A 19,867-nucleotide genomic window follows, 5' to 3' on the forward strand; every position below is an offset into this window, starting at 1 on the left:
GGGCGTCGCGCCCGTCAAGCACGATCATGAAAGTCATCAGCTCGATCCACGAATTGCGCGACCAATTGCGCGGCCAGAACCGTACTGCGTTCGTCCCGACGATGGGCAATCTGCACGAGGGCCATTTGTCGCTGATGCGTCTCGCGCGCCAGCACGGCGATCCCGTCGTGGCGAGCATCTTCGTCAATCGTCTGCAATTTGGGCCCAACGAGGATTTCGACAAATATCCGCGTACGCTCGAAGCCGATATCGAGAAGTTGCAAAAAGAGAACGTCTACGTGCTGTTCGCGCCCACCGAGCGCGACATGTACCCTGAGCCGCAGGAGTACCGCGTCCATCCGCCGCACGACCTCGGCGACATCCTCGAGGGCGAATTCCGCCCCGGCTTCTTCACGGGCGTGTGTACGGTCGTGATGAAGCTCATGTCGTGCGTGCAGCCGCGCGTGGCCGTGTTCGGCAAGAAGGATTACCAGCAGCTCATGATCGTGCGGCAGATGTGCCAGCAGTTCGCGCTGCCGACCGATATCGTGGCCGCGGAAACCGTGCGCGACACCGACGGGCTCGCACTCAGCTCGCGCAATCGCTATCTGAGCGAAGCCGAGCGCGCCGAAGCGCCGATGCTGGCCGCGACGCTCGCGCGCGTGCGCGAAGCCGTGCTTTCAGGCCGGCGCGACTTCGCGGCGATCGAGCGCGAAGCGGTCGAGAGCCTTGCCGCTCGCGGCTGGGCACCCGATTACATCGCCGTGCGCAAGCGCTCGAACCTGATCGCGCCCGCCGCTCAAGAACAAGACGCGCCACTCGTCGTGCTGGCGGCCGCCAAGCTCGGCGCGACGCGCCTCATCGATAATCTTGAAATCTGACGCCCGGGGGCGTCTGAAGAAGGAACGACCATGCAGCGACACATGTTGAAATCGAAGATTCACCGCGCCGTGGTGACGCATTGCGAGCTTCATTACGAAGGATCGTGCGCCATCGACGAAGATTTGCTCGACGCCTCGGGCATCGTCGAAAACGAGCGGATCGACATCTGGAACGTGAACAACGGCGAGCGCTTCTCGACCTACGCGATCCGCGGCGAGCGCGGCAGCGGCATGATCTCCCTGAACGGCTCCGCCGCGCGGCGCGCTCAACTCGGCGATCTCGTCATCATCGCCGCCTTCGCGATGGTCGACGATGCCGAGCTTAAGGCGGGCTGGGAGCCGAAGCTCGTATTCGTCGACGAACAGAACAAGATCAAGGGCAGCCGCGGCCACGTGCCCGTGCAAAGCTGGAGCTGAACCGGCGGGCCGCGCGTTACTTCGCGGCCCAAGCCGTAATCGGCTCCCACTGTTCGAGGTCCTTCTCCACGCGGCTTTGCGGGACGTCCCATAGCGTCAATCCGTGCGCCGCGAGTTGCACATAGTTTTGCGTATCGCGCAAGAAACCGAGCACGGGCAGCTCGAGACTTTCCACGAAGCGATGCAACTGCTCGGCCGAACGCGTGCGCGCATCGACGCGCATGCCGACCACCCCCACTTCGATCGCGCCTTTGCGCACCGCCTTTTCCTTGGCTAGCCGCTCGAGAAAATGCTGCGTGGCCAAGATGTCGAACATCGACGGCTGCAACGGCACAATGACCTTATCGGCCAACTCGAGCGCCGCGGCAAGGCGCGCGCCGTGCAGACCCGCGGGCGTATCGATCACGGCGCGTTCCAGGCCCTTCGGCGGCTTGACCGGCGCCTCCGGATCGACGTGCCAGGTTTCGATGGGAGGCAAGGCTTCCGGCCGCAAGGCCAGCCATCCGTGCGACGATTGCTGCCGATCGAGGTCGGCCAGCGCCACCCATTCGCCGTTCGCCGCGAAGGCGCCCGCCAAGTTCGTCGACAACGTGCTCTTGCCCACGCCGCCCTTAGGGTTCGCTACCACGATCACCGTCATGAACACTCCCGAGTAGAAGGCCGCTTCATGCGGCCGGTTAACCGGTCACGCCGCCGGGCTGATTGGGCACATCGAGATAATCAGCCCGTTAAGCTATCAAAAAGCATCGTAGCTCCCGATAATATCGGCAAATTCGGCCGTAAGGAGGTTATCTCGATGTCGACGCTACGCCCCGATTACACGATCGAGACCATCCATGAACACCAGCAGGGCACCTTGCCCGATCTGCTCGGGGTGCGCATCGTCGCGCTCGGGCAAGGCACGCTGACGGGCAAGTTGGCCGTGAGGCCGCAATTGCTGGCGCCGAACGGCTTTTTACACGCCGCGACCGTCATCGGCCTGGCCGATACCTGCTGCGGCTACGCTTGCATGGCCCATCTACCTCAGCACGCGCGCGGGTTTACGACCATCGAGCTAAAAAGCAATTTTCTCGGCACCTGCCGCGCAGGAACGGTGCGCGCCGTGGCCAGTGCCGTTCATCTCGGCCGCAGCACGCACGTCTGGGACGCCTCCGTATTCGATCCCGACGGTCACACGATCGCCCTATTCCGTTGTACGCAGATGATTCTTGCGTAATGTGGGAAGCCACATGCGCCGGGTGAGCGCCAACGCCCATGCGTGCGTCACGCCGACCCGTGACGGGCGCGGCCTCGCTACAATCGCGCGATGATCTCACCCGACCTTACCCTCGTGCTCGGCGGCGCCCGCTCAGGCAAGAGCCGCCACGCCGAGCAACTCGCTCAGACGCGGGCCGCCGCACAGTCGCTGGCCGTCACCTACATCGCCACCGCGCGCCACACGGGCGACGCGGAATTCGCCACGCGCATCGATCAGCATCGTGCCCGGCGCCCCGCGCATTGGCGCTTGATCGAGGCGGACGTCGACCTTGCTCACGCCATCGACGCGGCGGACGACGGCCGCACCTGCATCTTGCTCGACTGCCTGACGTTGTGGCTCGCCAATGTCGTCTGCCCCGCCGACGGCGCCCCGACGCACGACCCGGAGACGCGCGCGCAGGCGCTCGAGACGGCGCTTTGTCGCACGCGCGGCCCCGTTATCGTCGTCAGCAACGAGATCGGCATGGGCGTCGTACCGATGGGCGCGATGACGCGCCAATACGTCGACGAGCTAGGGCGGCTCAATCAGCGCATCGCCGCGCTCGCGCGCGACGTCACGCTGATGGTCGCGGGCCTGCCGATGACCGTCAAAAGCGAGCGTATTCGATGAGCGCACGATCCGCGGTTGCACTTGCCTTCGCTTGCGCGCTGGCGCTGACTGGGGCCCAAGCAGCCCGGGCCTCGGTCTCGGTCGTCGACGACGCGGGCGAGCGCGTCACGCTCCCCGCCCCCGCCGAGCGCGTCGTGGCGCTTGCGCCGCACGCGGTCGAACTCGCCTATGCGGCCGGCGGCGGCAGCAAGCTCGTGGGCGCGGTGTCGTACAGCGACTACCCCGACGCCGCGAGGGCGCTGCCGCGTGTGGGCACCAATACGACGTTGGATCTCGAGCGCATCGTCGCATTGAAACCCGATCTCGTGATCGTCTGGCGCCACGGCAATAGCCGGCGTCAACTCGACCGCCTGCGCGCGCTCGGCATCCCCCTGTATCGCAGCGAGCCGCACAAGCTGGACGATGTGGCAACGGACCTCGTCGCCCTCGGGACGCTGATGGGCACGTCAGAACCTGCGCAAGCGGCAGCCGCCGACTATCGCGCCAAAATCGCCGCGCTGCGCGCGCGTTACGCGGGACGATCGCCGGTCACCGTCTTTTATGAAGCATGGGCCGATCCGCTGATGACGCTCAACGGCTCGCAAATCATTAGCGACGTCATTACGCTATGCGGCGGGCGCAACGTCTTCGCCAACCTGGTACCGCTCGTACCGACCGTATCGACCGAAGCGGTGGTCGCGGCCGACCCCGAAGCGATCGTGACCTCGAGCGGCGGCGCCACGAAACCCGATGCGCAGTTGCCGAGCCTTGCCGCATGGCGTGCCTGGCCGCGCATGACGGCCGTCGCGCGCGACAACCTGTTCGCCATCGACGGCGATCTCATCACGCGCCCCGCCCCGCGTTTGACGCAAGGTGCCGAAACGCTATGCCGCGACTTGGATCTCGCGCGCACACGCAGGCCCGGCGCCGATGCAGGAGGCGCGCACTGATTCGCGAGGCGCTCGACCGGGGCCGCTCAAACGTTCCAGTGCACGACGCACCACTCGCCGGTCTCCCCGCCCCGTCGCAACCAGACGACCGCGGCCATCTCGAGCGGCCACGCGAGCGTCGTCTCGATCGCCTCGCCGAGCAACAGCGCGGCAATCATGCGCATGACGCCCGCATGCGTCACGGCCAACACGCTCGCGTCAGGCGCTGCCGATTCGCGGCACATATCGAGCCAAGCATCGACACGCGCCTCGAACTGAGCCACGCTCTCGCCGCCATGAGCCCGCGCGTGGCGCAGATCGGCGCTCCATGCATCGAGCGCGGCGCGATCGATCGCGTCCCAGCGCTGCCCCTCCCATTCGCCGAAGTCGATCTCCTGCAAACGCGCGTCGCTGTCATAGGTTCTGCCGAGCAGCGGCGCAAGCCGCTGCGCGAGTTCGGCGCACCGGCGTAGCGGACTGCTCGCGACCCGGTGCGGCAGCGGCGCGGCGAGCGCGGCCAGACGCGCGGCGAGCGCATGCGCCGATTCCGCCGCATCGCCGGCCAACGGCACATCGGTCTTGCCGTAGCAGATGCCGGCTTCGATCGCGGGCGCCGGATGGCGGATCAGAATGAGGTCCAAGCGAGTGCGGTCAAGTAAAAGACAAGCTCGAAGCCCTGCTGGGCGAGCCCCAGGCAATCGCCGGTATAGCCGCCGAGCCGGCGCGTGAAATACCGGCCGAGCCCAAAGCGCAGTACCGACGCCAACGCAAGCCCGAGGGCGCCCGCTCGCCAGTCGGGCACGAGGAGCCATACGAACCCCAGCGCTAGCGCGAGCCCGAGCGCGCCCAAGGACATGCGCTGCGCGACCGGCTTGGCCTTGCCCTGTTCGCGCGCGTACTCGTGCGTAGCCAAATAGCTGACGGCCAGCGCGCGACTCGCGGCATGGGCGCCGACCATCGTCCAGGCGGCGGTGGCCGCCGGCAATGCGGCGAGCGTCTGCCATTTGAGCGCGAGCGCCATCATGAGTCCGATCGCCCCGAAAGCGCCGAGACGCGGATCGCGCATGATGCGCAGCGCATCCTCGCGGCTCGCCGCGCCGCCGAACCCGTCGCAGCAATCGGCGAGGCCGTCCTCGTGCAAGGCGCCCGTCGCGACAAGCGTGCCGATCATCGACAACAACACCGAAACGGCCGGCGGAAATAGCTGTAGCGCGCCTAGATAAATCAACGCGCCGAGACCGCCGACGAACGCCCCCACGAGCGGAAAATAGCGCGCCGCGCCGGCGAGATCGCCGGCATCGAGGGCGATCGATCGGGGAATCGGGATGCGCGTGAAGTAGCCCAGCGCGGCGACGAGATAGCGCACCTGCTCGCGCCAAAAAATGCGGCGCGCAAGCGGTGCGGTGCCGGTAGCGAGTTCCGTGATCGACCGCTCGTCTTTCATCGACCGTCGGGCCCTGCCACACCGGCCGATTCGAAACTCGCCATATCGCTGAGCACCGCGACGGCCGCGCGCAGTACCGGGACCGCCAAGGCGGCGCCGGTTCCTTCGCCGAGCCGCATATCGAGCGAGAGCAGCGGCTTCGCGCCGAAGTAGTCGAGCATGCGCCGATGACCCGCCTCGTTCGACAGATGCGCGAATACGCAGTAATCGCGCACGGCCGGCGCGATCGCATCGGCGACGACGAGCGCCGACGTGGCGATGAATCCGTCGACGAGTATCGTCATCTTGGCCTCGGCCGCGGCCAAGTACGCGCCTGCCATCATCGCGATCTCGAAGCCGCCGAACGTGGCAAGCGCATCGATCGGTTCGTTCACGCCGCCATGCAATGCCAGCGCATTGGCGAGCACATTGCGCTTGCGCGCAAGGCCCGCATTGTCGAGGCCGGTGCCGCGACCCACGCAATCGTCGATCGGTACGCCGCACAAGCGGCTCATCAAACACGCGGCCGACGACGTATTGCCGATACCCATCTCGCCGAAGCCGATCACGTTCGTCCCGAGCGCCGCATGATGACGTACGCGCGCGGCGCCCGCACGGATCGCCGCGAGTGCCTCGTCGCGCGTCATGGCGGCCCCTTCAGCGAAATTGCGCGTGCCTGGCCGGACGGGGACATCGATAAGGCCCGGCAGCGGCCCGAGCGGCGTCGCCACGCCGGCATTGACCACTTCGAGCGTGAGCCCAGAAGCTCGGCTGATTGCGTTGATGGCCGCGCCACCGGCAAGGAAGTTCGCGACCATTTGCGCCGTGACTGCTTGCGGGTAAGGGCTGACACCCTCTTGCACGATACCGTGATCGGCGGCGAAGACGATCATCGCCGGGCGCGCGACAGTGGGACGCGTGCTCTGTTGAATCATGCCCATTTGACGCGCGAGCACCTCGAGCATGCCGAGGCTGCCGAGCGGCTTGGTCTTGTTATCGATCATGTGCGAGAGCGTGCCGCGCAACGAGCGATCGAGCGGTTCGACGATAGGCAAAGGAAGTGATGCGTTCATACTCAGTTCAAATATCGAAGCTGACGATGCGAGGCCGGGAGGTGAGCTTGAGAGCACCGAACTTCGGGCCGCTCCGCTCGAATCCCAGGTCGCACGCAGCAAAGGTGTCACCATACCCTCAGGCAAGGGTTGGCTTCAATTCGGTAAAACCGCCAAGGGCTCGGGGGCGGGTCGTCGGCATACCACTATGTGACATGCCGTGCGTCGATCGAGCTCATGAGGCGCTCGGCGCGCCTGGCCAAGCGGGCACCAGCGCCTCGTAGCCGCCTTGTTCGATCAGCACCAGCGGATACCCGAACGCGCGACTCGCGAGCCCCGGCGTCAAGACGTCGCGTGCAGCGCCGGCATGCGACGCGCCGTTGCCTTCCAGCAACAGCGCATGCGTCGCGAACCGGCGTGCAAGATTCAAATCATGACAAGAGAAGATGACAGTGCGCGGCAACGCCCGAGTCCACCGCACGAGTGCATTCATGCACTCGATCTGGTGATGCCAATCGAGAAATGCCAGCGGCTCGTCGAGGAGCAGCAACGGCGCTTCTTGGCATAGCGCCGCGGCCAGTGCGACGCGCTGCCGCTCGCCACCGGAGAGCGACAACACATTGCGCGCCGCGAACGCTTCGAGCCCGACGAGCTTAAGCGCCGCCTGCGCGGCTGCGCGATCTTCCTGCCCCTCCCATCCCCAACCCGTCAAATGGGGAAAGCGATTAAGCAGCACGACATCGAGAACGCTCGCGCCGAAAGCGTCGTGCGACGTTTGCGGCATCAACGCGCGCCGCCGCGCGAGCGCCGCGCTCGGCCACGCCTCGATATCCTCGTTATCTACTTGCACGCGGCCGCCGGCGGGCCGCGCGAGACCCGCGAGCGTCGTAATGAGCGTGGTCTTGCCCGCACCGTTCGGTCCCGCGACACACCAGATCTCGCCGGGAAAAAACGTATGGGTGAAGTCCTCTAGCAGCGTGCGGGTCCCCGCGCGCAACGTCAGATGCTCAGCGCATAGCGACGCGAGACGACGCTCGGGATCGATGGGCGTCAGCGACTTCATCGGCGAACGGAACCGAGCATCCATAAGAAGACGGGCACGCCGACGAGCGCGGTCACGACCCCGACGGGCAACTGCGCCGGCGCAATTGCCGTCCGGGCCAGAAGATCCGCGCCCATGACCGCCACTCCGCCCGCCAAAGCGCTGGCCGGCACGAGCATGCGCTGGTCGTTGCCGAGTACGAGCCGCAACGCATGCGGCACCACGAGGCCGACGAAGCCGATCGTACCGGCCGTCGTCACGCTTGCCGCGGCGGCCAACGATGCGACGAGGTAAATGCGTAGCCGCAGCCGCGTAGTGGGCACGCCGAGCGACGCGGCGAGCGCATCGCCACGCAGCAAAACGTTCAGTTGCGGCGCGACGGGTAAGCACACGCCGAGTGCGACGACCAGCACGACGAGCGCCGCCCAGGGGCCCGCCGCACCGTTCAAATCGCCCGTCAGCCAAAACACGATGCCGCGGAGCCGATCGTCCGGCGCAAGCGCAATAAGCAACGTGACGATAGCGCCCCACCCCGTGGCAACCACGACGCCTGTCAGCAGCAATCGGGGCGACGCCTCTTGCGGCTCGCCGCGCCAGAACTCGCGCCGCGCGAGGCCCAGCACGAGCGCAATCGAAAGCATGGCGCCGCCGAACGATGCGAGATCGACGAGCCACCAGGCATAGCCTGCGAAGAGCGCCGCTACCGCGAAGGCGGCCGCGCCGCCCGAAACGCCGAGCACATAGGGCTCGGCGAGCGGATTGCGCAGCAACACTTGCAACAGCGCGCCGGCAAGCGCGAGCAACGCGCCGCACGCGAACCCCGCGAGGGCGCGCGGTAAGCGCAACGTCCGCACGATCTCGCCGGTCAAGTCGGCGCCTGCGCCGTCATGCGCGGGCGAATGCAACAAGGCGAGCAAAGCCCGGCCCGGTGCGACGCGAACGCTGCCCAGCATGAGCGCGGCCGTAAAAACGGCGAGCGCGGCCACCCCGAGCACGATCCACACGAGCGCTGCGCGCTTAGCGTTCATCGGCGCATGCGTGCGCAAAGCGGATGGGCTCATCGCGGTACGTTCGAGGCTTGGCATCGTGAAAAGCGATTCGCGACGAAAGGATCATGGCTCCCGCCAACCGATCGTGACGAACGCACTGCGGCGCGGCGTGTTGTAGGTATAGGCGAGCTCATAGTGCTTGTCGAATAGGTTGTCGATGTGGGCGCTCACATACCAGGCCTTGGTGATATCGTAGCGCGCCAATAGATTGACGATACCGAAACCGCCCAGCGGGGTGCCGCTATCGTTGCGCGGCCCGCTGACGATCCACTCCCCCGCGGCTCGCCACGAGCCGAACGAGCGATTGGCCGAGAACGACGCGAAGTGCCGCGCCCGCCGGTTCAGATCGGTGTCCGCAATCTCGTCGACGGGGTTTTGCACCGTCAACGCCGCCCGCACACCGGTCTTGCCGATGCGCGCGCTCCACGCGCCCTCGAGCCCTTGGACCTTCGCCCGCCCGACGTTTTCGGCCAGATAGAACAGTCCGCCTTGCGTCGGCACGTACTTGATCAAATCGGTGTAATGCGTTTGAAACGCCGTTAGCCTGACGACGCCGAGCGTATCGGATGCATATTGCAGCGCGGCCTCGAGCGAGTGGCTGCGCTCGGGGCGAATCGACAGATTGCCGCTGCCGGGGAAATACAGATCGTCGAAGCTCGGCGCGCGAAACGCGCTCGAGTAGCTCGCGGTCGCCTTCCAATGGTCCGCGAAGTCGAACCCGTATCCCAGATAGTACGTGTTCGCACCGCCGAAATCCGAATACTGATCGCGCCGCGCGTTCGCCTGTATTTGATTGGCGCCGAAACGGGCCGTATAACCGGCAAACACCGAATTCACGTGGCGATCGGGCGCGGCGACCATATCCGAGTCGAGGCTCTGATCGAGCCGCTCGTACCCGGCTCGCAGCGTTTGTTGCTTAGCGAGCTTGAAATCGTTCTGCCATGTGAATTGACGATTGTCGGTATCGAAGCGGTTGTTGTAGATACCGTTCGTCTTGGCCACCGTGCGATCGTCGCCGAGGCCCGCGCTCAAGTGCGTCGTCCACCAATCGGTCAGCTTGCCGTCGGTGAACACCGAGGCCACGCGAACCGTGCTGAAAAGGATATTGACGTCGGTCGGCATGCCGTAGGCATTGTCGAACGAGTCCTTGCCGTTCGATTGGAAATAGCGCACACCGGCATCCCAACCATACTCGAACGTATGACGCAGCGATGCGGAAACGCTCTCGTTCAAATATCCGTCGGCGCCGGGGTTTGCATTCGGCGCGAGCGCCGGGTCGATCGCGGAAAAACCGTCGTCCTTCGAACGCGCGACATGTAGATTGAACGTCGTCTTGCCGTCCTTATCGAGCGCGCCGTTCACGCCGGCTTGCTGCGTCTGCGTGTGATAACTGCCGTAGCCGAGCGAAAAATCGAAGCGCGGCGGATGATTGCCGCCTTGCTTCGTGAACACTTGCACGACGCCGCCCATCGCCCCGGAGCCATAGAGCGCCGATACGTCGCCGCCCACGACCTCGACGTGATCCACCTCGGACAATGGAATTTGCCCGAGCTGGCTTTGGCCGAGACTCACCGAGTCGACGCGCATACCGTCGATGAGCACAAGCGACTGAGCCCCCGAGCCGCCGCGAAGAAACATCGTCACGTTCGAGCCGGGCGGCCCGTTGCGAACGACCTGCACGCCGGGCGCCTGTGCGAGCAAACCGGGGAGATCGGTCGCGCTGGAATCGGCGATGTCTTGCGGCGAGAAACGCGTGGTCTGCGCAATGGCTTCGGAAATAGGTTGGGGCCCTCGCTGCGCCGTGACGACGATCGGCTCGAGTGCGCCGCTGCGTATAGTCGCCGCGGCGGACTCAGGCGGGCCGCCGGTGGCTGGTTCGCCGGCCGGGGCAGTCGCGCAGGGGCTTGAGGAATCGGGCGAGCGATCGCAATGGGCGCGGTCGGGCGCGCTTTGCGCGAGCGCAACGAACGGCGCGGCCGCGAACGCAATGAGCGCCGCACGGACGATAAGCGTGGACATCGTGTGGTTTTCCTGTGGGACCGTCACGCAGCTGCTCCCCGCAGACCGCGCTGTGATCGAGCGCTTGTATCGCGCTCCCCCTTTGGCCGGTATCCGGGCTGGCGACGAACCGAATCCGCCTTCCCGCGCAGGTCGCGCAGTGGCAGTGGATCGGGTGCGCGGCGGCTATTCGCCGATTGCGCAAGTCGCTTACCGTTGGCGGGGGGCAGCACAGGTTGGCTCGTCCGGGCGGACTTCGCTCCCTGTTTCCCGTTTAACCGCGCGCAAGGTCGCCAAGCGCGCGAGCACCAAAGTGCCGCCAGTGTAGGAGTGGGTCGCGAGAGCGTCAAGAATCGAAAAGCCGCAGCGCGATCGAGTAAAAACCCCTGCAAATCCCGTGCAAAACGGCCATATCGAAAAGAAAACGCACGACGGTTACGTCTGGATACGAGAGAACGATCGGAACTGCGGCTATTTAGCGCTAAAATGCGTGGTCTTTAGAGGACGCAGCAGATGCTCAACGAACTCGAATCCCTCTCACAGAATATTGGCCGGCTGATCGCGATCAACGAGCGCCAGCAGCAGGCACGCCACGCGCTCGAGGAACAACTCACGCAGTTGCGTCTGGAAAACGAAGCGGCGCAGGCCGAACTCGCGCAGTTGCGTGAAGCGCGTAATGCGCTGCAAGCGGAGCGCGATGCGCTCGTCGCGAAAATCGACGATGCACAGGTGCGCCTCAATGCGATCCTTGAAAAACTGCCGCGAGGAAAAGGCCCGTACGATTCCGACAGCCAGCTCGATCTGCTCGCTTCGCAGCAAGAGCAGGTGAAACCCGGCGCCGTGCAGCAAGGAGAAGACGCATGACGACCAAACAAATCGAAGCGACGATACTCGGACAAAGCTACCGCCTCGCCTGCTCGCCCGAAACGGAAGCGGCGCTGCTCGAGGCCGTGGCGCGCGTCGATGCGGAAATGACGAAGATCCGCAATGCGAGCAACGTGCGCGGCACCGATCGCATCGCCGTCATGGCTGCGCTCTCGCTTGCATCGGAGCTCTTGAAACTGCAACAAAGCGTGCGTCATGGAGAAGCGTTTCCCGCGGAAGAAATCCGGCGTACAATGCATCAAATGAACGAAAAACTCGGTGCGGTGCTCGATCAACACGAAGCGCTGTAACGGGCGGCGGTTCTGCAATTAAGAACAAGTTTTACGGCTTCCCTGCCTGGTTCGCCAAGGTCATAGATTCCTTGAACCAATGCCATGTGCACGGTTGCGGAAATTTGTAGCACGGGTGTGCGCGTCACTCTGTCTGATGTACCCGAAGTGCTGCTAACTGCGACCAATTCTGAACCTTAGGTTCAGGATGCCGGCCTAGCGGCCAAGGCGGGGATTTTATTCAACGGCATCGGTACTCCCGATGCCGTTTTCATTTGGGGCCCACGCTCGGCTGGCGCCACCTTTTCGATTCGCTCCACTGACTCGATTCGCCTATGCGCTACTGGCTCATGAAGTCCGAACCGGACGAAGCAAGCATCGACGACCTTTACGCGGCGCCGAAGCGAACGCTGCCGTGGACCGGCGTACGCAACTATCAAGCACGCAACTTCATGCGCGACATGATGGGAATCGGCGACGGCGTGCTCTTTTATCATTCGAGCTGTGCGGAACCTGGCATCGCCGGCATTGCCGAAGTCGTGTCGGGCGCCTATCCCGATCCGACGCAATTCGACCCCGCGAGCGTGTACTACGATCCGAAATCGACACGCGAAACGCCGCGTTGGATGCTCGTCGACGTGCGCTTCGTGAAAAAAACGCCGCTGGTGCCGCTGGCCCAGTTGCGCGCGCACCCAGAACTTGCCGGTATGCGCGTGCTGGCCAAGGGCAATCGATTGTCGATCACCCCCGTGACCGACGACGAATGGCGCTTTATCACGGAGCAGTTGGCATAGCGCGCGACGACGAGAGCGCCCTTGCCCGGGTGTGCATGGTCCCGGTCCGAACGCCATGTCATGAAGTGGAGCCAAATCAAATGAGAAAAACAATCGCAGCGCTTTCTTTCGCGGCCGCTTTGCCGCTCGCGCTGACAGCCGTACCCTCGAGCGCCGACACCGTGGTCACGCAGAGCGCGCCGTCGGGCGTGCTCTCGCTCTCGGCGCAGGCGACCCGGGAAGTGCCGCAAGACACCGTCGAAATCACATTGTTCTACGAGCAAGAGGCGTCGGATCCCACCTCGCTTACGAGCGCCCTCAATAACCATGCCGAGACGGCGCTCGCGCAGGCCAAACGCGTGAGCGAGGTGCAAGCGCGCACGGGCACGTTCTCGATCTACCCGAGCACCGATCGCGACGGACGCATTTCCGCATGGCGCGGCCGCACGGAGATCGTTTTGAAATCGCACGATTTCGGCACAGCTTCTCGCCTGGCGGGCGACCTGGGTTCCGTGATGCAGGTCGGCAACGTCACGTTCTCGCTCTCGCCCGAGGCGCAGCGCGCGGTGGCACAAAGCCTTGCGGGCCAAGCCATTCAAAACTTCCGGGAGCAAGCGCAGACGGCCGCGAAGGCCTTCGGCTATTCGGCCTTCACGATTCGCGAAGTGGACGTGAACAGCAACAGCGGCTCGCAGCCGCGCCCGATGTTCGCCATGCGCGCAATGGCGGCCGAAGCCAAAGCCGCGGCACCGGTGCCCGTGGAAGGCGGAACCTCGACGGTGACCGTCAACGTGTCCGGCTCCGTTCAGATGACGCGGTAATCGCCGCAAATACGGCTAAGCATAAAGGCTAGGACGAGTGCACGGCCGCATAGGCCGTGCGTCCCAGCCTTCATTTTCAATGCGATGCGGCACCGGCCTGCACGCTGCGGCTACGGCGATACGACCAGACGAGCAGTGCGATGCCGGCGACGATCATCGGCAGCGAAAGCCACTGCCCCATCGAGAACCCAAACGCAAGCAGCCCCAGGAAATCGTCGGGCTCGCGCGCGAACTCCACCGTGAAACGGGCCAGCCCGTAGCCGATCAAGAACACCGCGGATGCCGCTCCGACGGGGCGCGGCTTGCGCGCAAAAAACCATAGAACGAGAAACAGCGTCACCCCTTCGAGCGCGATCTCGTAGAGCTCGGACGGATGACGCGGCAACATGTGGTACTTCGCAAAGACATCGGCCAGATGCCACTGCGCCGCGAGTTGCGGATGCCGCGCGAGCCATATCGCATCGTCGGGCGACGCATTCTGAAAGAGCATTGCCCAAGGCGCATCGGGACTCGTCACGCGGCCCCACAGTTCGCCGTTGATGAAATTGCCCAGGCGGCCGGCCGCGAGCCCCGTGGGGACCATCGGCGCCACGAAGTCCGTCACTTGCAGCCAGGTACGCTTGCGCTGATAAGCGAACAGCACCATGGCGAGCGTCACGCCTAAAAAGCCCCCATGGAACGACATCCCGCCCTGCCAAACCTTGAAGATATCGAGCGGATGCGCGAAGTAATAATCGGCCTTGTAAAACAGAACGTAACCGAGCCGTCCACCAAGGATCGTGCCGAGTACGCCGTAGAACAAGATGTCGTCGATGTCCTTCGTGGTCCACCCTTGCGCGGCGACATGCGGCAGGCGCAAGCGCAGCCGAGCCACGACGATCGCCAGCATGAAGCCGACGAGGTACATGAGGCCGTACCAGCGAACCGCAAGCGGACCTAGATGAATCGCAATGGGATCGAAATTTGGATGAATCAGCATCGTAAGGCTTTCGGCATTGTTAATTGAGGCATTGAACGAACGACGCATACGCGGCGGTTAAGCATCGCGCTCCCGCACAGACTTTCGTCGCGCAGTGCGCCGGCTCATACCCGCTTGCGCGGACGCGAGCGCGTGCACTTCGGCATGGGCCCGCACGATATCGATGAAACCCGCGAGCACGGGACTCACATCGGCCGTACGCCAGACGAGCCCCGTCTCGACCAGCGGCGTTCTTTCGGCCAGGGGCCGGTACACCACGCCGGTACGCCGCAGATTACGTAACGATTGCGGCACGAGCGCGACACCCATACCGGCCGACACTAGGCTTACGATCGTTTGCATCTGGATCGCTTCTTGTCCGATGCGCGGCGTGAGCCCGGCCGCGCCGTAGCAGCCCGTAATGATGTCATAAAAGCCCGGCGCCAAACGACGCGGAAAGATCACGAGCGGCAATTGCTTGAGATCGGCGAGCGAAACCGCCTCGTCGGCCCAATCGGGCGGCTCGCCACGGCCGCGATGATGCACGCTGGCGGCGGGCAATGCGGCCACCAGCGGTTCGCGCATAACGGGCAGATAGGTGAGCGTCGCCGCATGGCGCGGCGGCAGCGGCGGAATGATCAAGCCCGCGTCGATCCGGCCCGCGACAAGCTCCTCGATCTGCACGTCGCTCGTCGCTTCCGCCAAGTTCAACCGCACGTGCGGATGGCGCACGGCGAACTCGCGTAGCAGTTGCGGCAGCAAGCCGTAGTCGGCCGTCGAAACGAACGCGAGCGAAAGCGCGCCGGCCTCGCCGCGCGCAAGGCTTTGCGCGAGCGGACGCAGCGCATCGGCCGCGGCAAGCAACTTGCGCACCTCGGGCAGCAGATCGGCGCCCACCGCGGTGAGTTCGACCGTGCGCTTCGTTCGCGCAAAGAGCGCGACCCCGAGCGTCTCCTCCAGAGCGCGAATCGCCTGCGACAGCGGCGGCTGCGTCATCGACAGCTTGCGAGCCGCGCGCCCGAAGTGACGCTCCTCGGCGACGGCGACGAAGTAGCGCAACTGACGCAAATCGGGGGTCATGGAGGCGGTTCCGAGCAATGTCATCGATATCTGATTCGACCTAGTCCGGCATGAATCATATATTGGACACGAGAAACCGAGCGAGGCATGCTGATCGATGCTCGACGCGCGGCGCTCGCCTCGCTCGCGGCGCACCCTTGCACCACGGCCCGCCGCCCTGCTTCCGATCCACGAACCGGAGTCCTGATATGGCATACAACCGTCGGTCCCAGCACATCACGCAAGGCGTCGCCCGCGCCCCGAACCGCTCGATGTTCTATGCGCTCGGCTACGAAAAGGGCGACTTCGACAAGCCGATGATCGGCATCGCCAACGGTCATTCGACGATCACCCCTTGCAATGCGGGATTGCAAAAGCTGGCCGACGCAGCCGTGGCGGCCGTCGAGGACGCAGGCGCGAACGCGCAGACGTTCGGCACGCCCACGATTTCGGACGGCATGTCGATGGGTACAGAGGGGATGAAATACTCGCTCGTTTCGCGCGAGGTCATCGCCGATTGCATCGAAACGTGCGTCCAAGGTCAATGGATGGACGGCGCCGTCGTGATCGGCGGCTGCGACAAGAACATGCCCGGCGGCATGATCGCGCTGGCCCGCATGAACGTCCCCGGCATCTATGTCTACGGCGGCACGATACGCCCCGGGCATTGGAAAGGGAAAGATTTGACGATCGTCTCGTCGTTCGAGGCCGTGGGCGAGTTCACGGCCGGGCGCATGTCGCAAGAGGACTTCGAGGGCATCGAGCGTAACGCCTGCCCCAGCACGGGATCGTGCGGCGGCATGTACACCGCGAACACAATGAGTTCGTCGTTCGAAGCGCTTGGCATGTCGTTGCTCTATTCGTCGACGATGGCGAACCCCGACGACGAAAAAGTGGCCTCGAGCGCCGAATCGGCGCGTGTGCTCGTGCAAGCCGTGAAGCAAGATTTGAAGCCGCGCGACATCATCACGCGCGAATCGATCGAGAACGCCGTCGCGCTGATCATGGCGACGGGCGGTTCCACCAACGCAGTTCTGCACTATCTAGCCATCGCGCACGCGGCCGAGGTGCCGTGGACGATCGACGACTTCGAGCGCATCCGCCGGCGCGTGCCCGTCATCTGCAATTTGAAACCGTCGGGCGAATATGTGGCAACGGACCTGCATCGCGCGGGCGGGATTCCACAGGTGCTGAAGATCCTGCTCGATGCCGGCCTGCTGCACGGGCAGTGCATGACGATTACCGGGAAGACGATCGCCGAGGAACTGAAAGACGTCCCCAGCGTGCCGCGCGCCGATCAGCAAGTCATCTTCCCGATCGAGAAAGCCCTATACAAGGAGGGGCACCTCGCGATTTTGAAGGGCAATCTGGCCGAGAACGGTGCCGTCGCCAAAATCACGGGCTTGAAGAATCCCGTCATCACGGGGCCCGCGCGCGTATTCGAGGACGAACAGAGCGCACTCGCGGCGATCTTGGACGATCGCATTCGACCGGGCGACGTGCTCGTCCTTCGCTACCTCGGCCCGCAAGGCGGCCCCGGCATGCCCGAAATGCTCGCGCCCACCTCCGCGTTAATCGGCAAGGGGCTCGGCGAATCGATCGGCCTTATCACCGACGGCCGTTTTTCAGGGGGAACCTGGGGCATGGTGGTGGGACACGTGGCGCCCGAGGCGTTCGTGGGCGGCACGATTGCGCTTGTGCACGAAGGCGATTCGATTACGATCGATGCGCACAAGCTACTACTGCAACTGAATGTCGACGCTGCGGAGCTCGAGCGGCGTCGGGCGGCATGGACGCCGCCGGCGCCACGTTATACGCGCGGCGTGCTCGCGAAATTCGCGGCGCTCGCGCGGCCGGCCGATAAGGGAGCCGTAACCGGCTAAGAAGGCCGAAGGGATTAACGCCGTGACGTATGCCGTGCCAGCTCCTCGCTCACGGCATCGCGCACCCAGCCCGCCACCTCTTGTTCCAGCACGCCCACGACTTCACGCGTAACTTGCCGCACGAGCCAGTTCGTGTGCTCTTCGATGGCGTCCCGGCAGTGCGCTTCAACCACGCCACGCGCGTCCCGCCGCAAGTACGTGGAAAAACGCGCACGCAAACGCTCGGCAATAAACTCGACGTCACGCGCGTCGAGGGTGGGCTGAGCAGCCGGCATCGGTTCGGAGCGCGTGGCCGCCGATGACGCCTGTGACGACGATTGCGGCTCGGTAGGAGCCGGCGCGCCGGCTTGCACCTTGTGTTCCGGCTCCGGCTGCGGATCGGCCGGACGGACCGCGGCGGGCCGCCCCGGCACCATGACGTCCGTCAGCATCGGAATCGAATTGGGATCGACGGGCTCGACCATGCTTGCCTCCCTAAATCAATGAAATCACCGCCGGCGGCGGCGCTCATACGCCTGGATTGTCGCCCTGCTTGTAATTGTTGAGCGCATAGCCGCGATCGCGATAGAAACGATACCGCTCGCGCCCCGCTCCAAGCTCATCGTCGGTCGTCCCGACGATTTCGAGCAAACGCTCGAAGCGCGCAAACTGCGCCGGCACGGCCGGCGCCAGGTTCAGCAAAATTTGATGATGCGGCACGCGCGCGAGATCCGTCGCGAGCACGATCGGCGTGCGCGCGGCAAGCGCGTGATCCGCCATGCAGTGCGGAAGGAAATCGAGCGGAGAAAACGTCCATAGCCGCTCGTCGAACGCCCGCAATCGCCCTGGATCGGCCAGCACGACGAGCGGCTGGCCGGCCTGATAGGCTTTGCGGGCGAGCCGGCAGGCATATAGCAACGGATCGCCGACGTTCGTATGAAAGTCGATACGCGTCACTCGTGCGCCCCACTTGCTTGCCAGCTCACCGCCATTACTGCCCCGCGCGGTCGATCAAGAACTGCGTCAGCAGCGGCACGGGACGGCCCGTCGCACCCTTGGCCGCGCCGCCCTTATGCGCGACGCCCGCGATGTCCAGGTGGGCCCAAGGATAGGCTTGCGTGAAGCGCGACAGGAAGCACGCCGCCGTCACGCTGCCTGCCGGGCGGCCGCCGATGTTCGCCAGATCGGCGAAGTTCGACTTGAGCTGCTCGTGATACTCCTCGTCGAGCGGCATGCGCCAGGCGGGATCGGCCGCTTCGCGCGACGCATCGAGCAGCTCGCCGGCCAGCGCGTCGTCCTTCGAGAACAGGCCCGCGTTGTGATGGCCGAGCGCGATGATGCAAGCGCCCGTAAGCGTCGCGACGTCGACGACGGCCGCCGGCTTGAAGCGCTCGGCGTAGGTCAGCGCATCGCACAAGATCAGGCGCCCTTCGGCATCCGTGTTGAGCACCTCGATCGTCAAGCCCGACATGCTCGTGACGATGTCGCCCGGCTTCGTGGCCTGCCCGCTCGGCATGTTCTCGACGGCGGGTACAATGCCGACGACGTTCAGCTTCAGGCCCAATTCGGCGACGGCGCGCATCGTGCCGAACACCGAAGCCGCGCCGCACATGTCGAACTTCATCTCATCCATGCTCTCGCCAGGCTTGAGCGAGATACCGCCGCTGTCGAACGTGACGCCCTTGCCGACGAGCACGATCGGCGCAGCCTTGGCCGGACCGCCCTGATACTGCATGACGATGAATTGCGGCGGCTGCACCGAGCCGACCGAGACCGACAGCAGCGAGCCCATCTTCAGCGCTTCGAGCTGCTTCTGGCCGAGCACGTCGACCTTGAGCTTGAAATCCTTGCCCAGTTGCTTCGCGGTTTCGCCGAGGTAGCTCGGCGTGCAGATATTGCCGGGCAGATTGCCGAGATCGCGCGCGAAGTCCATGCCGTTCGCGACGGCCTGCGCTTGCTTCAGCGCGAGCTTGGCGAGTTTCTCGTCGGCCGAATCGACCGTGACGACGATGCGCTTGAGCGCATACTTGACGGGCTCCGGCTTGCCCTTCATGCGAACGAACTGATAGGTCTCGCCTCGCAGCGCGAGCAGCGCGGCACGCGCGTTCCACTCGGTCGCGCGCTCCTTCACAGGCAATTGCGCGAGCGTAAACGTAACCTGAACGATCTTCGTGCCGAGGATCGCGCGCCATGCGGCGCGGGCGGCGTCCATGTAGGCTTTCTGCCCGAACGCGTCTTGCTTGCCGAGCCCGACGAGCAGCACGCGCGAGGCGCCGATTCCTTCCACTTCATGCAAGAACAGCGTCGAGCCGCTCTTGCCCTGCATGTCTCCCGCTTTCACGATGCGTGTGAGGAGCCCCTTCGTCGCTGCGTCGATCTCAAGCGCCGCGCCCGAAAGCGATTGCCCCTCAAACACACCGATCACGATGCAATCGGATTTCCCCGTTAGAAAACCGCCCGTCGTGCCCTTCGTCCAGTCACAGGCTTTTATGCTAAAGTCCATCGCGCTTGTCCTCGGATAAAATCGGCTTAACTTTGGTAACGAAGCCGCAATTATCCGCTATTTTTTCCTCGGCGTCGGAACGCAGCGCTTGGCAAGCGCGAACGCCGCCCGCCCTCTCGCA

22 protein-coding genes, 1 other RNA gene and 1 riboswitch are annotated in these 19,867 nt (G+C 64.6%); of the genes, 11 read left to right on the plus strand and 12 right to left on the minus strand.

The annotated features are described in order from the left end of the window. Positions 1–26: 26 nt before the first annotated feature. Complete coding sequence (panC, locus tag AB1286_RS07215) at positions 27–860, plus strand: pantoate--beta-alanine ligase (RefSeq protein WP_430362615.1); 834 nt, start codon at positions 27–29, stop codon at positions 858–860. Positions 861–890: 30 nt separating this feature from the next. Continuing rightward, positions 891–1,277, plus strand: coding sequence for an aspartate 1-decarboxylase (gene panD / locus AB1286_RS07220; protein ID WP_430362616.1), 387 nt, complete (start codon positions 891–893; stop codon positions 1,275–1,277). A 16-nt stretch (positions 1,278–1,293) separates the two neighbouring features. Here the strand turns inward: panD and AB1286_RS07225 are convergent, their stop codons facing one another. Next, on the minus strand, positions 1,294–1,917 hold the full coding sequence (locus AB1286_RS07225) for a ParA family protein (protein ID WP_430362617.1): 624 nt from the start codon (positions 1,915–1,917) through the stop codon (positions 1,294–1,296). A 156-nt stretch (positions 1,918–2,073) separates the two neighbouring features. On the opposite strand from AB1286_RS07225, the gene AB1286_RS07230 reads away from it, so the two are divergent. The 3 genes from AB1286_RS07230 to AB1286_RS07240 all read left to right on the plus strand — a co-directional run bounded on the left by AB1286_RS07230 (position 2,074) and on the right by AB1286_RS07240 (position 4,073). Continuing rightward, positions 2,074–2,493: a PaaI family thioesterase gene (locus tag AB1286_RS07230; protein WP_430362618.1), complete on the plus strand. Its 420-nt coding sequence runs from the start codon at positions 2,074–2,076 to the stop codon at positions 2,491–2,493. A gap of 90 nt (positions 2,494–2,583) precedes the next feature. Next, positions 2,584–3,144: a bifunctional adenosylcobinamide kinase/adenosylcobinamide-phosphate guanylyltransferase gene (cobU, locus tag AB1286_RS07235; protein WP_430362619.1), complete on the plus strand. Its 561-nt coding sequence runs from the start codon at positions 2,584–2,586 to the stop codon at positions 3,142–3,144. After that, positions 3,141–4,073 carry a cobalamin-binding protein gene (locus tag AB1286_RS07240; RefSeq protein ID WP_430362620.1) on the plus strand — a complete coding sequence of 311 codons (933 nt, stop codon included), beginning with the start codon at positions 3,141–3,143 and terminating at the stop codon, positions 4,071–4,073. The genes cobU and AB1286_RS07240 overlap by 4 nt, the downstream gene beginning before the upstream one ends. A gap of 26 nt (positions 4,074–4,099) precedes the next feature. Here AB1286_RS07240 and cobC read toward each other — a convergent pair whose 3' ends face one another. The 6 genes from cobC to AB1286_RS07270 all read right to left on the minus strand — a co-directional run bounded on the left by cobC (position 4,100) and on the right by AB1286_RS07270 (position 10,637). Then, positions 4,100–4,693: an alpha-ribazole phosphatase gene (gene cobC, locus AB1286_RS07245; RefSeq protein ID WP_430362621.1), complete on the minus strand. Its 594-nt coding sequence runs from the start codon at positions 4,691–4,693 to the stop codon at positions 4,100–4,102. After that, positions 4,678–5,496, minus strand: coding sequence for an adenosylcobinamide-GDP ribazoletransferase (locus AB1286_RS07250; protein ID WP_430362622.1), 819 nt, complete (start codon positions 5,494–5,496; stop codon positions 4,678–4,680). The genes cobC and AB1286_RS07250 overlap by 16 nt, the downstream gene beginning before the upstream one ends. Then, on the minus strand, positions 5,493–6,548 hold the full coding sequence (gene cobT, locus AB1286_RS07255; RefSeq protein ID WP_430362623.1) for a nicotinate-nucleotide--dimethylbenzimidazole phosphoribosyltransferase: 1,056 nt from the start codon (positions 6,546–6,548) through the stop codon (positions 5,493–5,495). Before cobT ends, AB1286_RS07250 begins: the two co-directional genes overlap by 4 nt. A 214-nt stretch (positions 6,549–6,762) precedes the next feature. Further along, entirely contained in the window at positions 6,763–7,590 is an 828-nt protein-coding gene (locus tag AB1286_RS07260) for an ABC transporter ATP-binding protein (protein ID WP_430362624.1), read from the minus strand. Further along, positions 7,587–8,630 (minus strand): FecCD family ABC transporter permease, encoded by a 1,044-nt coding sequence (locus tag AB1286_RS07265; protein WP_430362625.1) that lies wholly within the window; start codon positions 8,628–8,630, stop codon positions 7,587–7,589. Before AB1286_RS07265 ends, AB1286_RS07260 begins: the two co-directional genes overlap by 4 nt. Positions 8,631–8,681: 51 nt before the next feature. After that, positions 8,682–10,637 carry a TonB-dependent receptor plug domain-containing protein gene (locus AB1286_RS07270; protein ID WP_430362626.1) on the minus strand — a complete coding sequence of 652 codons (1,956 nt, stop codon included), beginning with the start codon at positions 10,635–10,637 and terminating at the stop codon, positions 8,682–8,684. A 67-nt stretch (positions 10,638–10,704) separates the two neighbouring features. After that, positions 10,705–10,943: riboswitch (cobalamin riboswitch) on the minus strand. Between the two features lie 186 nt (positions 10,944–11,129). Between AB1286_RS07270 and AB1286_RS07275 the strand changes: the two genes are divergently transcribed. The 5 genes from AB1286_RS07275 to AB1286_RS07295 all read left to right on the plus strand — a co-directional run bounded on the left by AB1286_RS07275 (position 11,130) and on the right by AB1286_RS07295 (position 13,364). Beyond that, positions 11,130–11,480 (plus strand): ATPase, encoded by a 351-nt coding sequence (locus AB1286_RS07275; protein ID WP_430362627.1) that lies wholly within the window; start codon positions 11,130–11,132, stop codon positions 11,478–11,480. After that, positions 11,477–11,791, plus strand: a complete 315-nt coding sequence (locus AB1286_RS07280; protein WP_430362628.1) for a cell division protein ZapA — start codon at positions 11,477–11,479, stop codon at positions 11,789–11,791. The genes AB1286_RS07275 and AB1286_RS07280 overlap by 4 nt, the downstream gene beginning before the upstream one ends. Positions 11,792–11,827: 36 nt before the next feature. Further along, positions 11,828–12,009: non-coding RNA, 6S RNA (gene ssrS / locus AB1286_RS07285), on the plus strand. Positions 12,010–12,105: 96 nt separating this feature from the next. After that, positions 12,106–12,564, plus strand: a complete 459-nt coding sequence (locus tag AB1286_RS07290) for an EVE domain-containing protein (protein WP_430362629.1) — start codon at positions 12,106–12,108, stop codon at positions 12,562–12,564. An 80-nt stretch (positions 12,565–12,644) separates the two neighbouring features. Beyond that, a complete protein-coding gene (locus AB1286_RS07295; RefSeq protein WP_430362630.1) occupies positions 12,645–13,364 on the plus strand; it encodes an SIMPL domain-containing protein in 720 nt (239 codons plus the stop codon). A 76-nt stretch (positions 13,365–13,440) separates the two neighbouring features. On the opposite strand, the gene lgt is transcribed toward AB1286_RS07295, so the two are convergent. Both lgt and AB1286_RS07305 read right to left on the minus strand, forming a co-directional pair. Further along, positions 13,441–14,343 carry a prolipoprotein diacylglyceryl transferase gene (gene lgt, locus AB1286_RS07300; protein WP_430362631.1) on the minus strand — a complete coding sequence of 301 codons (903 nt, stop codon included), beginning with the start codon at positions 14,341–14,343 and terminating at the stop codon, positions 13,441–13,443. A gap of 57 nt (positions 14,344–14,400) precedes the next feature. Further along, positions 14,401–15,402 carry a LysR substrate-binding domain-containing protein gene (locus tag AB1286_RS07305; protein WP_430362632.1) on the minus strand — a complete coding sequence of 334 codons (1,002 nt, stop codon included), beginning with the start codon at positions 15,400–15,402 and terminating at the stop codon, positions 14,401–14,403. Positions 15,403–15,590: 188 nt separating this feature from the next. Here AB1286_RS07305 and ilvD point away from each other — a divergent pair, with 188 nt between their 5' ends. Continuing rightward, on the plus strand, positions 15,591–17,264 hold the full coding sequence (gene ilvD / locus AB1286_RS07310) for a dihydroxy-acid dehydratase (protein ID WP_430362633.1): 1,674 nt from the start codon (positions 15,591–15,593) through the stop codon (positions 17,262–17,264). A 14-nt stretch (positions 17,265–17,278) separates the two neighbouring features. On the opposite strand, the gene AB1286_RS07315 is transcribed toward ilvD, so the two are convergent. From AB1286_RS07315 to AB1286_RS07325, 3 genes are read right to left on the minus strand one after another with little or no spacing between them, the layout of a single operon-like run. Continuing rightward, positions 17,279–17,728, minus strand: a complete 450-nt coding sequence (locus AB1286_RS07315; protein ID WP_430362634.1) for a DUF2486 family protein — start codon at positions 17,726–17,728, stop codon at positions 17,279–17,281. A gap of 43 nt (positions 17,729–17,771) precedes the next feature. Then, positions 17,772–18,200, minus strand: coding sequence for a DNA polymerase III subunit chi (locus tag AB1286_RS07320; RefSeq protein ID WP_430362635.1), 429 nt, complete (start codon positions 18,198–18,200; stop codon positions 17,772–17,774). A 34-nt stretch (positions 18,201–18,234) separates the two neighbouring features. Next, positions 18,235–19,746, minus strand: a complete 1,512-nt coding sequence (locus AB1286_RS07325) for a leucyl aminopeptidase (protein WP_430362636.1) — start codon at positions 19,744–19,746, stop codon at positions 18,235–18,237. Between the last annotated feature and the right edge of the window lie 121 nt (positions 19,747–19,867).

It is taken from the genome of Trinickia sp. NRRL B-1857, from assembly GCF_050470685.1.
Classification (GTDB): domain Bacteria; phylum Pseudomonadota; class Gammaproteobacteria; order Burkholderiales; family Burkholderiaceae; genus Trinickia.

Excerpts from the sequence above, each read along its gene's own strand:
- panC (WP_430362615.1), top strand. The coding sequence starts at position 27 with ATGAAAGTCATCAGCTCGATCCACGAATTGCGCGACCAATTGCGCGGC.
- panD (WP_430362616.1), top strand. The coding sequence starts at position 891 with ATGCAGCGACACATGTTGAAATCGAAGATTCACCGCGCCGTGGTGACG.
- AB1286_RS07225 (WP_430362617.1), bottom strand. The coding sequence starts at position 1,917 with ATGACGGTGATCGTGGTAGCGAACCCTAAGGGCGGCGTGGGCAAGAGC.
- AB1286_RS07230 (WP_430362618.1), top strand. The coding sequence starts at position 2,074 with ATGTCGACGCTACGCCCCGATTACACGATCGAGACCATCCATGAACAC.
- cobU (WP_430362619.1), top strand. The coding sequence starts at position 2,584 with ATGATCTCACCCGACCTTACCCTCGTGCTCGGCGGCGCCCGCTCAGGC.
- AB1286_RS07240 (WP_430362620.1), top strand. The coding sequence starts at position 3,141 with ATGAGCGCACGATCCGCGGTTGCACTTGCCTTCGCTTGCGCGCTGGCG.
- AB1286_RS07250 (WP_430362622.1), bottom strand. The coding sequence starts at position 5,496 with ATGAAAGACGAGCGGTCGATCACGGAACTCGCTACCGGCACCGCACCG.
- cobT (WP_430362623.1), bottom strand. The coding sequence starts at position 6,548 with ATGAACGCATCACTTCCTTTGCCTATCGTCGAACCGCTCGATCGCTCG.
- AB1286_RS07260 (WP_430362624.1), bottom strand. The coding sequence starts at position 7,590 with ATGAAGTCGCTGACGCCCATCGATCCCGAGCGTCGTCTCGCGTCGCTA.
- AB1286_RS07265 (WP_430362625.1), bottom strand. The coding sequence starts at position 8,630 with ATGAGCCCATCCGCTTTGCGCACGCATGCGCCGATGAACGCTAAGCGC.
- AB1286_RS07270 (WP_430362626.1), bottom strand. The coding sequence starts at position 10,637 with ATGTCCACGCTTATCGTCCGTGCGGCGCTCATTGCGTTCGCGGCCGCG.
- AB1286_RS07275 (WP_430362627.1), top strand. The coding sequence starts at position 11,130 with ATGCTCAACGAACTCGAATCCCTCTCACAGAATATTGGCCGGCTGATC.
- AB1286_RS07280 (WP_430362628.1), top strand. The coding sequence starts at position 11,477 with ATGACGACCAAACAAATCGAAGCGACGATACTCGGACAAAGCTACCGC.
- AB1286_RS07290 (WP_430362629.1), top strand. The coding sequence starts at position 12,106 with ATGCGCTACTGGCTCATGAAGTCCGAACCGGACGAAGCAAGCATCGAC.
- AB1286_RS07295 (WP_430362630.1), top strand. The coding sequence starts at position 12,645 with ATGAGAAAAACAATCGCAGCGCTTTCTTTCGCGGCCGCTTTGCCGCTC.
- lgt (WP_430362631.1), bottom strand. The coding sequence starts at position 14,343 with ATGCTGATTCATCCAAATTTCGATCCCATTGCGATTCATCTAGGTCCG.
- AB1286_RS07305 (WP_430362632.1), bottom strand. The coding sequence starts at position 15,402 with ATGACCCCCGATTTGCGTCAGTTGCGCTACTTCGTCGCCGTCGCCGAG.
- ilvD (WP_430362633.1), top strand. The coding sequence starts at position 15,591 with ATGGCATACAACCGTCGGTCCCAGCACATCACGCAAGGCGTCGCCCGC.
- AB1286_RS07315 (WP_430362634.1), bottom strand. The coding sequence starts at position 17,728 with ATGGTCGAGCCCGTCGATCCCAATTCGATTCCGATGCTGACGGACGTC.
- AB1286_RS07325 (WP_430362636.1), bottom strand. The coding sequence starts at position 19,746 with ATGGACTTTAGCATAAAAGCCTGTGACTGGACGAAGGGCACGACGGGC.